This window comes from Streptomyces solicamelliae, assembly GCF_045348655.1.
Taxonomy (GTDB): Bacteria; Actinomycetota; Actinomycetes; order Streptomycetales; family Streptomycetaceae; genus Streptomyces; species Streptomyces solicamelliae.
This window is the reverse complement of the sequence record NZ_CP160404.1, coordinates 6,245,094-6,259,456: the sequence shown is the minus strand read 5'-3', so window position 1 is coordinate 6,259,456 and position 14,363 is coordinate 6,245,094. Positions and strand designations below refer to the sequence as shown.

10 protein-coding genes are annotated in these 14,363 nt (G+C 74.4%); 2 read left to right on the top strand and 8 right to left on the bottom strand.

The features are described from left to right. Position 1: 1 nt before the first annotated feature. Positions 2-2,341 carry an ATP-binding protein gene (locus ABZO31_RS28890; RefSeq protein ID WP_406864246.1) on the bottom strand — a complete coding sequence of 780 codons (2,340 nt, stop codon included), beginning with the start codon at positions 2,339-2,341 and terminating at the stop codon, positions 2-4. 128 nt (positions 2,342-2,469) lie between these two features. Between ABZO31_RS28890 and ABZO31_RS28885 the strand changes: the two genes are divergently transcribed. Then, positions 2,470-5,121 (top strand): SpoIIE family protein phosphatase, encoded by a 2,652-nt coding sequence (locus tag ABZO31_RS28885; RefSeq protein ID WP_406864245.1) that lies wholly within the window; start codon positions 2,470-2,472, stop codon positions 5,119-5,121. 30 nt (positions 5,122-5,151) lie between these two features. Here ABZO31_RS28885 and ABZO31_RS28880 read toward each other — a convergent pair whose 3' ends face one another. The 6 genes from ABZO31_RS28880 to ABZO31_RS28855 form a co-directional block, all read right to left on the bottom strand. After that, positions 5,152-5,958, bottom strand: a complete 807-nt coding sequence (locus ABZO31_RS28880) for an ABC transporter ATP-binding protein (RefSeq protein WP_406864244.1) — start codon at positions 5,956-5,958, stop codon at positions 5,152-5,154. Beyond that, entirely contained in the window at positions 5,925-6,908 is a 984-nt protein-coding gene (locus ABZO31_RS28875; protein WP_406864243.1) for an ABC transporter ATP-binding protein, read from the bottom strand. The genes ABZO31_RS28880 and ABZO31_RS28875 overlap by 34 nt, the downstream gene beginning before the upstream one ends. Positions 6,909-6,913: 5 nt before the next feature. After that, positions 6,914-7,786 (bottom strand): ABC transporter permease, encoded by an 873-nt coding sequence (locus ABZO31_RS28870; protein ID WP_406864242.1) that lies wholly within the window; start codon positions 7,784-7,786, stop codon positions 6,914-6,916. Continuing rightward, positions 7,783-8,736: an ABC transporter permease gene (locus ABZO31_RS28865; protein ID WP_406864241.1), complete on the bottom strand. Its 954-nt coding sequence runs from the start codon at positions 8,734-8,736 to the stop codon at positions 7,783-7,785. Before ABZO31_RS28865 ends, ABZO31_RS28870 begins: the two co-directional genes overlap by 4 nt. After that, on the bottom strand, positions 8,733-10,370 hold the full coding sequence (locus tag ABZO31_RS28860) for an ABC transporter substrate-binding protein (RefSeq protein ID WP_406864240.1): 1,638 nt from the start codon (positions 10,368-10,370) through the stop codon (positions 8,733-8,735). Before ABZO31_RS28860 ends, ABZO31_RS28865 begins: the two co-directional genes overlap by 4 nt. 92 nt (positions 10,371-10,462) lie before the next feature. Further along, positions 10,463-12,097: an amidohydrolase gene (locus tag ABZO31_RS28855; RefSeq protein WP_406864239.1), complete on the bottom strand. Its 1,635-nt coding sequence runs from the start codon at positions 12,095-12,097 to the stop codon at positions 10,463-10,465. Positions 12,098-12,207: 110 nt separating this feature from the next. On the opposite strand from ABZO31_RS28855, the gene ABZO31_RS28850 reads away from it, so the two are divergent. Next, positions 12,208-12,909 (top strand): TetR/AcrR family transcriptional regulator, encoded by a 702-nt coding sequence (locus ABZO31_RS28850; protein ID WP_406864238.1) that lies wholly within the window; start codon positions 12,208-12,210, stop codon positions 12,907-12,909. 81 nt (positions 12,910-12,990) lie between these two features. On the opposite strand, the gene ABZO31_RS28845 is transcribed toward ABZO31_RS28850, so the two are convergent. Next, on the bottom strand, positions 12,991-14,346 hold the full coding sequence (locus ABZO31_RS28845) for a flavin monoamine oxidase family protein (RefSeq protein WP_406864237.1): 1,356 nt from the start codon (positions 14,344-14,346) through the stop codon (positions 12,991-12,993). Positions 14,347-14,363: the final 17 nt, after the last annotated feature.

Below are 14,363 nucleotides of genomic sequence, written 5' to 3'. Positions count from 1 at the left end.
TTCAGGCGTCGGCGGGCGGGGTGAGGTCGTGGGCGGCGGCCCAGGCCGCGACCTGGGCGCGGGAGGTGAAGCCGAGCTTGCTCAGGATGTGGTCGACATGGGTCTCGGCCGTTCGGGTGGACACCACGAGACGGGCGGCGATCTCCTTGTTGGAGAGCCCCTCGGCGAGCAGGGCCGCGACCTGGCGCTCCCTCGGCGTCAGCGGGGTCTCGTCGTCGGTGTGCCGCGGCGCCCGGCGCGCCGGCTTCTCGCGGTCCTCCAGGGCGAACTCGACCGCGCTGCGCGCGGTCATCCCGTTGCCGTGCCGGAAGGCCGAGTCGTACCGCTCGTCGCCGAGGGCGGCCCGGACCCGGGCGAGGTGCTCGTGGTGGACGGCGGCCATCGGGGCGAAGCCGTCGAGGCTGGTGCCCATCGGGTGCCAGACCGCGGCGGCCGCGCCGAAGAGGGTCGCGGCACGGACCTCGCGGCCCTGCCGCGCGCTCACCCAGCCGAGCAGGTCGACGAGGAAGGCGGTACCGAGCCGGCTCTCCATCCGGCCGTGGACGGCCAGCGCCTCCTTGGCCGCCGCCTCCGCGCGGCCCAGGTCGTGGTCGAGCTCCAGGAAGGCGAGGGACCACAGCGCCCAGGACCGCCAGTACGCCTCGCCGCGCTCGTCCGCCAGGGTCAGGCACTCCTCGATGCGCTCCAGGCCCCGCGCGCGGGCGCCGCGCAGGCCCTCGGCCAGGCCCAGCATGGACAGCGCGAAGAGCTCGCCGCGGGGGCGTCCGGCACGGAAGCCGGCCAGCGCCGTGTCCAGCAGCTCGGCCGCCCGGTCCAGGTCGCCGGCGAACAGGGCCGCCATGCCCCGTACGTGCGCGACGAACGCTGCCTGGCCGCGGCCGCCGGCCGTTTCCAGCAGCGCCTCCGCCTCGTCGAGGAGCGGCCGGGCGGACGCGGCGTCGCTCTGCAGCAGTGCGTACCAGGCGTTGAGGCAGAGGGCGGAGATCCGTTCCCGGCCGGGTTCCGGGGCGGCTGCGAGCGCCTGGCCGAGCCAGTAGCGGGCCTCGGTGTTGAGGCCGCGGATGCTCCAGTACTCGTCGATGCCGGTGGCCATGCGCAGCGCGACGACGGCTTCGCCGGGCCGGGCCAGGCAGTGGGCGAGGGCGGCGCGAAGGTTGGCGTGCTCGTGCTCCAGGCGGTCCAGCCACGCCTCCTGGCCGGGGCCGATCCACTCCGCGTCGAAGCGCTCGATGAGGTCGGCGTACCAGTCGCGGTGCCGGAGCCGTGAGGCCGTCTCCTCGCCGGCCTCCGCGAGTCGTTCCAGTCCGTACTCGCGCAGGGTCTCCAGCATCCGGTAGCGGACCTCGCCACGGTGCTCCTCCCGGATCAGGACCGACTTGTCGACCAGGGAGTGCACCAGGTCGGGGATCTCCTCGGGACTGACCCCGTCGCCGGCGCCCACGTGCTCGACGGCGGCCAGGTCGAAGCCGCCGGCGAAGACCGAGGCCCGGGCCCACAGCAGTTGCTCGGGCCGGGAGCACAGCTCGTGGCTCCAGTCGATCAACGCGCGCAGCGTCCGCTGCCGGGTCGGCGCGCTGCGCGGGCCCGTGGTGAGCAGCCGGTATCGCTCGGAGAGCCGCTCCTCGAGCCGGCCGAGGGAGAGGGTGCGCAGCCAGACGGCCGCCAGCTCGATGGCCAGCGGGATCCCGTCGAGATCGCGGCAGAGCCGGGCCAGGACCTCGGGCGAGGCGCCGTCCGCAACCTCGAAGCCGGGCAGGACGGCCCGTGCCCGGTCGACGAACAGGGTCACCGCGTCGTAGTGGGTCAGCTCCGCGGCCGAGAGCGCCCGGTCGGGGTCGGGCACCGGCAGCGGGGGCACGAGCAGCGTGTTCTCGCCGTAGACGCCGAGGGACTGCCGGCTGGTCGCCAGGACGGTGAGCCGGGGGCAGGCGGGCAGCAGGGCGGCGGCGAAGGCCGCGCACTGGTCGACCAGGTGCTCGCAGTTGTCCAGGATGAGCAGCGCCTCGCGGGGGGCGAGGTGGTCGATGACGAGGTCGACGCGGTCGCGGGAGGGCTCGGCCCGCAGGCCGAGCCGCTCGGCGGTGGTGTGGGCGAGCAGGGACGGGTCGCTGAGGTCGGCGAGCTCGACCAGCCAGACGCCGTCGCGGAAGCTCCGGCGGGCGCGTTCCGCCACCCGGAGCGCGAGGCGCGTCTTGCCGACGCCGCCGGGGCCGGTGAGGGTCAGCAGCCGGGACGAGGAGAGCAGCCGCAGCGCCTCGGTGATCTCACGCCGCCGGCCGACGAAACTGGTGACGTCGGCCGGCAGGTTCCCGGCCTTCCCCCGCACGCTGGCTGCAGTCACCCGGTGTCCCGCCTCCTGAACCGATCGGTTGGGAATCAAACCGTTCTTGTTCCGACAATTCGAGAATACGTAGTCGAATACGTAGTTTCTCCGTCCCCATCATCGCGCGCTCGCGGCACGGTGGATCTGTGTTCGAGCGTCTTCGGGTGCGGTCACGCGCCCACACCAGCCACGGGGGCCGCAGGCGTACCGGCGTCCGGGCGCTGCTGGATCCACGCAGCGTGGCCGGCCGGACGCTCATGGTCGAGTTCGTCATCGTGGTGCTGCTCGTGGCCGCCGGAGTGACCGCGCTGGTGCTCCAGGCCCGGTCCAGCACCGTGAACGACGCCAAGCGGGTCACCCGGGGCGTCGCCGAGTCCTTCGCGCAGGCTCCGGGCCTGGTCCCGGCGCTGGACGCCAGGGACCCGGCCGCGGCGCTGCAGCCGCGGGCCGAGGCGGTGCGGAAGGCGACCGGGGTGGACTCCGTGGTCGTGTTCTCGGCCGACTCCGTCCAGCTCACCTCGCCGCACCCCGGGTACGTGGGCCGCCCGTACACCCCGCCGGCGCACGTCGCCGAGCAGGTGATGCCGCGGCTCCGCGAGGGGCGCACGGTCACCTTCGAGCTGCGGGAGCCCGACTTCCACTCGATCGCGACGGCCGTGCCGGTGTTCGCGGCGGACGGCACGCCCAAGGGCGTCGTCTCCGTCAACATCGCCGTCGCGACGGTCGAATCCGTCATCGGCGCCGATCTGCGCGTGCTGCTCGGCGGCGCGGCGGCCGCCGTGACGCTGGCCGTCGTGGCGACCGGGTTTGCGGGGCGGCGGCTGCGGCGGCAGACGCGGGGCCTCGGCCCCACCGAGCTCGGCCGGATGTACGAGCACCACGACGCCGTCCTCCACGCGGTCCGCGAGGGCGTGGTGATCGTCGGCGGCGACGGGCGGGTGATGCTCGCCAACGACGAGGCCCGCCGACTCCTCGGCCTGCCGGCCGACGTCGAGCAGCGGCCGCTGGCCGAGCTGGAGCTCGACCCGGCCACGGCCGCGCTGCTGTCCTCGCCCGACGAGGTGACCGACGGCATCCACCAGGCCGGCGACCGCATGCTGGCCGTGAACAAACGGCCCACCGCGCCCTTCGGCGGCCTGCCCACCAGTGTGGTCACCCTGCGCGACTCGACCGAGCTGCACGAGCTGGCCGGCCGGGTCGAGGCCGCGGGACGGCGCCGCCGGCTGCTGTACGAGGCCGGGATGCGGATCGGCGACACCCTGGACATGACCCGCACCTGCGAGGAGCTGGCCGAGGTGGCGCTCGGCCGGTTCGCCGACGCGGTCACGGTCGACCTGGTCGACGCCGTCACCCGCGGCGACGAGCCCGCCGCGCCCGACCGCCTGCTGCGGCGCACCGCGCTGCGCGGGGAGCCCGGCCCGGCGGGGCCCGCGGCGGTGGGCGGCGTGTTCGTGGTGACCGAGGAGTCGCCGCAGGCCCGGAGCCTGGACGACGGCCGGGCGGTACTGGCCGGCGGGCCGCACGCGGCGATCGTGGCGCCGCTGCGGGTACGCGACGGGGTGCTGGGGCTCGTGGAGTTCCGGCGGTCGCCGGAGAGCGGCACGCCGTACGAGCACGAGGACCTGCTGCTCGCCGAGGAGCTGGCCGCCCGCGCCGCCGTCTCCGTCGACAACGCGCGCCGCTTCACCCGGGAACACGGCACCGCCGAGGCCCTGCAGCACAGCCTGCTGCCGCGCATCGTGCCCCGGCGGACCGCACTGGAGGTGGCGCACCGCTACCTGCCGGCCCAGGCCGGAGTCGGCGGAGACTGGTACGACGTGATCCCCCTGCCCGGCTTCCGCACCGCCCTGGTCGTCGGCGACGTCGTCGGCCACGGCATCCACGCGGCCGTCGCCATGGGCCGGCTGCGCACCGCCATCCGCACGTTCGCGGCGCTCGACCTGCCGCCGGACGAGATGATGGGCCGGCTCGACGAGCTGGTCACGCAGACCGACGAGGAGTGCGGCGGATACCAGATCACCGGCTCGACCTGCGCGTACGCGGTGTACGACCCGGTCTCCGGGATCTGCACCCTCGCCCGCGCGGGCCATCTCGGGCCCGCGCTCGTGACGCCCGACGGCGCGGTCGAGTACCCCGAGACGGCGCTGGCGCCGCCGCTGGGCGTCGGCGGCCGCCCCTTCGAGAGCACCGAGCTCAAACTGGAGGAGGGCGCGCACCTGGTGCTGTTCACCGACGGCCTGGTCGAGACGCGTGAGCGGGACGTCGACCGGGGTCTGGAGCGGCTGCGCTCCGCGCTGGCCGGCGACGGGCAGCGCAGCCCGGAGGAGACCTGCCGGGCCGCCGCGCGGGCGCTGCCGGCCCCGCACCCGGCGGACGACGTGGCCCTGCTGGTGGCCAGGACCGGCCGCCTCGCACCGGACCAGGTCGCGGAGTGGGACGTCCCGATGGACCCGTCCGCGGTGGGCCGGATCCGCTCCGCCTGCGCCCGGCGGCTGTCCGAGTGGGGCCTCGACGAGCTGGCCTTCGACACCGAGCTGATCCTGAGCGAACTGATCACCAACGCCCTCCGCTACGGCACCGCACCGGTCCGGGTCCGCCTCCTGCGCGACACCAGCCTCTTCTGCGAGGTCTACGACGGCAGCAGCACCGCCCCCCACCTGCGCTGGGCCGCCACCATGGACGAGGGCGGCCGCGGCATCTTCCTGGTCGCCCAGCTCGCCCACCGCTGGGGCACCCGCTACACCCCGGAGGGCAAGGTCATCTGGTGCGAACTGCCCCTGCCCGACGGGGCGGAGTGAGACGGGGCCGACGGCCCCGTCCCTCGCCCCTCACCCCACCGGGCGCCACCCCCGTCTCGGGACGGAGTCCAACAGGAGTCGGGTGTACGGGTGTCGGGGGGCGTCCAGGACGCGGTTCACCGGGCCGTGCTCCTGGATGCGGCCCGAGCGCAGGACCAGGACCTCGTCGGCGATGTGCCGGACGACCGCCAGGTCGTGGGTGACGAACAGGTAGCCGACGCCCGCCTCGCGGCGGATCTCGCGGAGCAGGTCGAGGATCTGGGCCTGGATCGACACGTCGAGCGCGGCGACCGCCTCGTCCAGGACCAGCACGCGCGGCTCCACCGCCAACGCGCGGGCGATCGCGACCCGTTGGCGCTGGCCGCCGGACAGCCCGCGCGGCAGGGCCGACGCCTCGCGGGACCCGAGGCCGACGCGGTCGAGGAGTTCGGCGGCGCGGGCCCGGCGCCCGGCGCCGTCCAGGTCCGTGTGCAGGCGGAGCACCTCGTCCAGGCAGCCGCTCACCGTCACCCGCGGGTCGAGGGACAGGTACGGGTCCTGGAAGACCATCTGGATCTCCCGGGCCCGCGCGAGCCGTTCGGCCCGGCCCCGGGCACGGGCGGAGCGGTCCCGGCCGTCGAGGCGGACCGTTCCGGCGTCCGCCCGTTCCAGGCCCACGAGCATGCGGGCCGTCGTCGTCTTGCCGCTGCCGGACTCCCCCACGAGCGCCAGCGAGCCTCCCGGCGGCAGCGTGAACGACACGCCGTCCACGGCCGTGTGGGGGCCGTACCGCTTGCGCAGACCCTCCACCGTCAGTCCCTCGTTCACGGCTCCAGTCCTTCCTCTGCGCGGTGGCATGCGGCCAGTCCCGCGCCGTGCGGCGCCAGTTCGGGCTTCTCCTGCGTGCAGCGGGCCACCGCGTGCGCGCAGCGCGCGGCGAACGCACAGCCCGGCGGGGCCTCCGCGAGGGAGACCGGCCGGCCGGGGATCGGCCGCGGCGGCGCCGCGCCCGCCTCGAGCCGCGGGGTGCAGGCGAGCAGGCCCGCCGTGTACGGGTGGCGGGGGGCGTCGAAGAGTTCGTCGGCCGAACGGCTCTCGACGATCCGGCCCGCGTACATCACGTACACCCGGTCGCAGACGGCCGCCGCGAGCTCCAGGTCGTGGGTGACGAACAGCATGCCGGTGCCGCGTTCGGCCCGTAGCCGGCCCAGGAGCGCGAGAACCTCGGCCTGTGTGGTGACGTCGAGCGCGGTGGTCGGCTCGTCGGCGACCAGCAGCGCCGGTTCGGCGGCGAGGGCGGCGGCGATGACGACCCGCTGGAGCATCCCGCCGGAGAACTGGTGCGGATACCGCCGCAGCGCCCCGCGCGGGTCATGGATGCCGACCGCGTCGAGGAGTTCCCGAGCCAGGTCGGCGGCCCGCGCGGCGGGCGTGCCGGAGGCCCGCAGCCCCTCGGTGAGGTAGTCGCCGACGCGCCGCAGGGGGTTGAGGGAGGCGCGCGGGTCCTGGTGGACCATCGCCACCTCGCGTGACCGCAGCGCGGTCAGCTCCGTGCGCCTCATGGCGAGGACGTCCCGCCCGGAGACCCGTACCGCGCCGCTCGTCCGTGCCCCGCCCGGCAGCAGGCCCAGGATGCTGCGGCAGGCCACCGACTTCCCGGAGCCGGACTCGCCGACCAGGCCCACCGTCTCCCCCGGGCGGACCGTCAGGCTCACCCCGTCCAGGACGGGCCGGGCGGCCCGGTCGTCGGGCAGCCGCACGCCCAAGGCGTCGATCTCGAGGACCGGCGGCGTCGAAGAGCGCGTCATGCCGTTCACCGTTCCCGCTTCGCGATCCGGTCGGCGAGCCCCTCGCCGACGATGCCGAACGCCACCACGGCGAGCACGATGCACGCGGAGGGCGCGAGCGCCGGCAGCATCGCGCCCTGGAGCACGGCCGCCTGGCCCTCGTTGATCATGGCGCCCCAGTCGGCGGCGGGCGGCTGCACCCCGAAGCCGAGGAAGGACAGCGCCGCCAGGTCCATCAGGGCATAGCCGAAGTTCATCGCGGACTGGGCCAGGACGGTCGGCGCGATGTTCGGCAGCAGGTGCCGCGCGCAGACGGTCCACCCGGACCAGCCCTGCACCACGTACGCCTCGATGTACGGCCGTGCCTTCTCCTGCCGGGCGATGCCGCGGACGAGCCGGCCCACGTACGGGGTGTACGCGACGGACATCGCGATCACGGGCGCGGTCATGCCGGTGCCGACGACCGCCACGAGCAGGATCGCGAGCATCAGCCCGGGGATCGCGAAGACGAGGTCCATCGAGCGGGACAGGAACGCGTCGGCCCAGCCGCCGCGCCAGGCCGCGACCACCCCGATCAGGGTGCCGAGCAGGGTGGACACGGCGACGACGAGCAGCGGTCCGAGGAGCCCGGTGCGGGCGCCGTGGAGCAGCCGGGACAGGACGTCACGCCCGGACTGGTCGGTGCCGAGCAGGTGGTCGCCGGTGGTGCCGACGAGACTCGCGGACAGGTCGAGCGCCTCGGGGTCGTACGGCGCGAGGACGGGCGCGAGGACGGCGACCAGGACGAGCAGGGCGAGCACCGCGACGGAGGCCGTGAACAGGGGTCCCTGGCCGAGGAGTCGCAGTCCGCGCAGACCCGGCCGGCGGTACGGCTCCGCGGCGAGCGGGGTGGTGGTCATGGGGCGCCCTCCCCGGGGGCGAGACGGGGGTCGATCAGCGGGGCCAGCAGGTCGACCGCGAGATTGACGAGGACGAAGGCCGCCACGCTGAGCAGCGTGACCGCCTGGACGACGGCGAAGTCCTGGGCGGTGACGGACTGGACGAGCAGCGAGCCGAGGCCGGGCACGTCGAAGGCGGTCTCCACGATCGCGGTGCTGATGAGCAGTCCGGCGAGCATGGTGCCGCCGACGGTGACGACCGGGCCGAGAGCGTTGCGCAGCACGTGCCGGCGGACCACGGCCGCTTCGGCGACGCCGCGGGCGCGGGCCACCTCGACGTGCTCGCGGCCGAGTTCGTCGAGCATCGCGGAGCGGGTGACCCGGGCGAGCAGCCCGGCGAAGGTGAGCGCGAGGGCGAGCGCCGGCAGGGTCAGCTGGTGCAGCCGGGCGCCGAGCCCTTCCGCGGCTCCGCCGCCGGGCCCGGGGAACCAGCCGAGCTGCACGGAGAAGAACGAGACGAGGGCGATGGCGGTGACGAAGGACGGGGTGGCGGTGGCCACGCCGGTGCCGATGAGCACGGCCCGGTCGAGGGCGCCGGGGCGCAGCGCGGCCAGGATCCCGGCGCCCACGCCGAGGACGGCGACGAGCAGGGCCGCGTAGCCGACGAGGAGCGCGGTGCCGGGGAGCCGTGAGCCGAGGAGCGCGGTGACGTCCTGGTGGTACTGGGCGGAGCGCCCGAGGTCACCGCCGAGGACGCCGCCGAGCCACTTGGCGTACTGCACCGCGAGGGGGTCGTCGAGGTGGTGCTCGGCGCGCAGCGCGGACACGGCCTCGGGCGTCGCGGGCCGGCCGTGCAGCAGGAACGTCACGGGGTCGCCGGGCGCGAGGTGCACGGCGCCGAAGACGACGACGGAGGTCACGAACAGCACGGCGACCAGGCCGAGGAGCCGTCCGACGAGGTGGCGGGTCATCTCTGTGCGGCCCCGATCGTCGCGGCCCAGGGGTAGTAGAGCTGGGCGATGCCGGTGGGTGCGCCGGTGATGCGCTTGCCGAGGAAGACCGAGTAGGGCGCCTCGTACACCGGGACGACGGGGAGTTCGGCCAGGGCGATCCGCTGCAGCTCGGCGGTGAGGCCGGCCCGCTTCGCGGGGTCGGGTTCGGCGTTGGCGCGGTCGAAGGCGGCGTCGAAAGCGGGGTCGGACCAGTTGCCGTAGTTCCCGAAGTCGCCGGTGCGCAGGTACTGGTAGAACTCCAGCGGGTCGGGCGTGTTGTCGTAGCCGTTGGTGATGACCAGGTCGAGGCCCTTGCGGGCGTTCGGGTCGACGAAGATGCTGCTGTACGCCTCGGCGGAGACGGGCTTCAGCTTCACGTCGAGCCCGATTCTGCGGCCGGCGGCCTGTACGGCGTTGGCGACGACGCTGATCTCGGGGGCGAGGGAGCTGGTCGCGAGGGTGACGGTGCGGCCGATGGCGCCCGCTTCCCGGACGAGCTTCTTCGCCTGCGCGATGTCGTACGCGGGCTCGGGCAGCGTGTCGTACAGGGCGGCGGTCCGCTCCGGGGCGAGGGCCCAGGCGCCGCGTGCGGCGGGGGCCTTGGCGGGCGAACCGACGCCGCCCGCAGCCGCGTTGACGATGTTCTCGCGGTCAAGGGACAGGGACAGGGCCTTGCGGACCCGGAGGTCGCCGAGGGTGCCGTGGAAGTCGAGGACGGCGAGGTTCGCGGCGGCGGTGTTGGGACCGAAGAGGACGGTGCCCTTGCCACTGGTGCGCAGTTGGGCGAGTGACGAGGAGGGCACCATGTAGCCGCCGTCGGCGGTGCCGGAGAGGAAGGCGTTGGCGCGGGCGGCGGCGTCCTCGACGAAGGTGAACCTCACGGCCGCGGACTTCGGGGCGAGGGACTTGTCCCAGTACGCGGGGTGCTTCTTGAGCGTGATGCTGTCGCCCTGGGTCCAGCGGTCGAGGGCGAAGGGCCCGGTGCAGTTCAGCTCGCCCTTGGGGGTGCCGTAGTCCTTGCCGGCCTTGGTGAGCGAGGCGGCGCTCACGACGGTGCCGGGCGAGGCGGCCAGCAGCTCGTGGAAGAGGACGTCGGGCTTGGTGAGGCGGATCGTCACCTCCAGCGGTCCGGTCTTCTCGATCGCGGCGACGTTCTTGAAGGCCGATCCCCACGGGGAGCCGGTGGCCGGGTCCTGCTGGCGCTTCAGGGAGGCGACGACGTCGTCGGCGGTCAGGGTGGTGCCGTCGTGGAAGGTGACGCCGGACCGCAGGGTGTAGACGAGGGTGCGGGCGTCGGGCTGCGCCCACTTCTCGGCGAGTCCGGGCTCGATCCTCAGGTCCGGGGTGACCCGGAGCAGTTGCTCGCAGACGTTGGCGAGCACGGTGTTGGGCGGGTAGTCGTACGCGAGGGCGTAGTCGAGGGTGTACGGCTCGGCGTACAGGGACCAGGTGAACGAGTCCAGCGGCCCGCGGGCGGCGGGCGAGGTCGGGGTCACCTCGTGGCCGGCGCCGCCGGTGGTACCGGCCGGGGGCCGGGTGGCGCCGGAGCAGGCGGTGAGGGAGAGCGCGAGGGCGGCGACACAGGCCGACGCGCCGAGTCTGGATATGTGCATGCAAACCCACCCCTTTACGGGTGTCGTGACGGGTGCTGGGGGATGGAGCGGGGGTACGGACGCGGGAAGGTGCCCCGCTCGGAAGGGCGCGCTCAGGCGCCGTGGACGAGCACGCCGCCCACGTAGGTGCGTTCCACGCGCGCGTCGGCGATCTCCTCCGGCGGTGCGGCGAGGATGTCGCGGTCGAGGACCACCAGGTCGGCCAGGTTCCCCGGCCGCAGGCTGCCGGCGTCGTCGTGGCCGTTCACGTGCGCCGTGCCGGCGGTGTAGGCGGCGAGGGCCGACGGCAGGTCGATGCGCTGCTCCGGCAGGAACACCCGCTCGTCCGCGGTCCCCGGCTCCCGGCGGTTGACGGCGACGTGCAGGCCGGCGAGCGGGTCGGGGCTGGAGACGGGCCAGTCGCTGCCGGCGGCGAGCGTGGCCCCGGCGCGCAGCAGGCCGCCGAACGGGTACTGCAGGGCGGCGCGTTCGGGCCCCAGGAACGGGATGGTCAGCTCGTCCATCTGCGGCTCGTGCGCGGCCCACAGCGGCTGGATGTTGGCGACGGCGCCGAGCGCCGCGAAGCGCGGCAGGTCGTCGGGGTGGACCACCTGGAGGTGGGCCAGGTGGTGACGGTTGCCGCGCCGCCCGTTGGCGGCCACGGCGGCCTCGACCGCGTCCAGCGCCTCCCGTACGGCGCGGTCGCCGAGCGCGTGGAAGTGGACCTGGAAGTCCAGCGCGTCGAGCGCGGCGACGTAGCCGCGCAGCGCGTCCGGGTCGACGAAGCTGAGGCCGGAGTTGGCGGTGGCGCAGCCGCATCCGTCCAGGTACGGGGCGGTCATGCCGGCCGTGAAGTTCTCCGCGATGCCGTCCTGCATGATCTTGACCGAGCCCGCCCGAAACCGGCCATGGCTCAACTCCTCACGTTTCGCCACGAGTTCGGGAATCTGCTCGGCGCCCCGCTCCCGGTCCCACCACAGCGCCCCGGTCACCCGGGCGGTCAGCGAACCGTCCTTCGCCGCCGTCCGGTACGCGTCGGAGGGGTCGGGCATCCCGTTGAACGAGCCGAGCAGCGCGTCCTGCCAGCCCGTGACGCCCAGCGAGTGCAGCAGCCGCTGCGCCCGGAGCAGTCCCGCGAGCCGGTCCTCCACCGTGCTCGGCGGCACGTGGCGGGAGACCAGTCCGGTCGCGCCCTCCTGGAGCATGCCGCTCGGGGTGCCGTCCGGCTCGCGCTCGATGCGCCCGTCGGCCGGGTCCGGGGTGGCGGCGGTGATCCCGGCGAGCTCCAGGGCCCGGGTGTTGACCCAGGCGCCGTGGTGGTCCCGGTTGGCCAGCAGCACCGGCCGGTCCGGTACGACGGAGTCGAGCAGCCGACGGGTCGGCAGCCCGCCGGCGAAGGTCTCCAGCGACCAGCCGCCGCCCGTGATCCACTCCCGCTCCGGGTGCGCCTCGGCGTAGGCGCGGATCCGCTCCAGGCACGTCCCGGCGTCGAGGACCCCGGTCAGATCGCACTGCGCGAGCTCGCTCCCGCCGCCCACCGCGTGGATGTGCGCGTCCTGGAAGCCGGGCAGCAGCAGCTTGCCGGTGAGGTCCACGACCTCGGTGCGCGGCCCGATCAGCTCGCGCACCTCGTCATGGCCGACGGCCGCGATCCGCTCGCCGGTGACCGCGAGCGAACTCGCCCGCGTCCGGGCGGAGTCCATGGTGAGGACGGGACCCCGGGTGAAGACCAGATCGGCGTGGGGCATACGACGGCTCCCTTGCGTACGGCGCGCCGGAGCGGCGCGGACGACTGACGGGCGACATGGAAGCCCGCGGGCCGTTTACAGGTCAATGGTGTTGTCGTAAGGTCCCGGCCATGTCCGATCGCGTGGTACCCGAAGGCAGCCGGCGCCGGCGCCGGCCGACCAAGCAGGGCGCCGTCCTGTCCGAACGCCTCATCGTCGACACGGCGCTGCGCCTGGTCGCCGAGCACGGCGCGGACGCCCTGTCGGTGCGGCGACTGGGCGCCGCCCTGGGCGCCGACCCCAGCGCCCTGTACCGCTACTTCCGCAACACCGACGCGCTGCTCCTGGCCCTGGCGGACGAGATGATCGGCCGCGCCCAGGAGGGCTGGCGGGCGTCCGGGGACTGGCGGGAGGACCTGCGGGCGATGGGCCTGCGCATCCACGCCGCGTACCTGGCCCAGCCGCAGGCAGCCCTGCTCGCCGCCCACCGCACCACCGGCCGTCCGCACGAGACCCGTGCGGTCGAGCGGATCCTCGGCATCCTGCGCGACGGCGGGTTCCCCGACGACCTGGCCGTCCGGATCTACCACGCCTTCGTCGACCAGGCCCTCGCCTTCGCCGCCCAGGACGCCGCCGCTGCCGCCCTCCCCAAGGCCGCGGCCGAGGCGGACGCCCGGGTCTGGCACGCCGCCTACGGCCGTCTGCCGGCGGAGACCCACCCGAACATCGCCGCCACGTACCCGCTGCTGGCCGCCGACATGCGCCACAGCGGTTACCCCTTCGCCCTGGAGCTCACCCTCACGGCGGCGGCGACCCTCCACCCGGACGCCTGACTCCGCGCGGGCCGCCGGCCGCCGCGTCGTCAGCGCAACTCGGCCAGAGTCGGGCGCCCGCTGAACCGCTCGGCGGCGCGGTCAGCGGCCCAGGCTCGAGAGGACCGCCTTCGCCGTCTTCTCGCCCGACGTCGCCGCGTCGGCGAGTGACGGCATGTCGAGCTGGTAGTCGCCGGCCAGGTGGATCGGTCCGAGGGCGTCGCGCAGCGTCGGCAGCGACTCGCGCCCCCGGGGCGCCCAGAACGGCACCACACGAGGGTGGCGTCGCACGATCCCCTCCCCGAGCTTCCCTTCGAGCTGGGGGTAGACCGAGAGCAGGTCCCGGGAGAACCGGGCGACGATCTCTTCGTCGGAGAGCTCGAACAGGGCGTCGGCCGAGGCGCCTCCGGCGAAGCACGCCAGCGCACCGCCCGGCTTGCGCGGGCCGTTCTTGCGCAGGGCGGCGGCGTGGTTGAACACCGCCTGGAAGGAGAGCTGCGGCGTGGACACGGCGAGGAGCCCGTCCCAGGGCTGAGGCCCCTCCTCCTCGGTGAAGAAGCCGACGATCACATACCGGCCGTAGCGGATGTCGTCGAACGCCCTGTGGTGCGTCTGCGGGAGTTCCGGAAGGATCTGCGACGCGATGTCGCCGGGAACCGTGACGATGGCGCGCTTCGCGCGTATCCGCGCCGGGCGGCCCGCGTCGAGGTAGGTCACGACGACCCCGTCTCCGCACCGCTCCACGGACCGGACGGGCGAGTCGAGGCGGAGGCGTTCGCCGAGGTCCGCGGCGAGGATGTCGGTCAGGGTCTGGTTGCCACCGACCGGAAGGGCGAAGTTCGGCACCTTCGCCGGGTCCGCCAGCGCGAGGCCGATGGACACCACGAGCTGGGTCGCCGCGGTCTCCTCCGGCTCGCACCCCATCCACTGACCCGACCAGGACCGGACCACGGCCCGGGTCAACTCGGAGCGGACACCGCGCAGGAGGTCGGAGGCGCGACGCCCGTCGAGCCTGGCCCGCACCTTCTGCGCCAGGCGGCTGTCCGACTCCAGGAACGGGGCCGCGGCGAGGATGCGGGCACCGACCATCGCCATGCCGACCCGGTCCATGACACTCATCCGCGTACGGAACATGAGGGCGGACACGCTGGACGTGTCCACCAGTACGTCGTTGAGGACGAGGCCCACGCTCGTGCCGGCCAGGGAACCCATCTCGATGCCATGCCGGTGGAGAGCGTCGATCAAAGGACCGGTCCCCTCGGTGAACTGGGTCCCGACGTTGACCCAGTAGTCGCCCTTCCGGACCGTCTCGACGCGTCCGCCCGGCCGGCCCTCCGCCTCGAGCACGACGACGTCGGCCTTGCCGGCGAGGGTCGTGGCCGCCATCAGGCCCGACATTCCCGCACCGACGACCACGACGTCGCGGGTCTCCTCTGCCCCATGCTGCTCTACAGCCATGACTCACCACTCCTCTT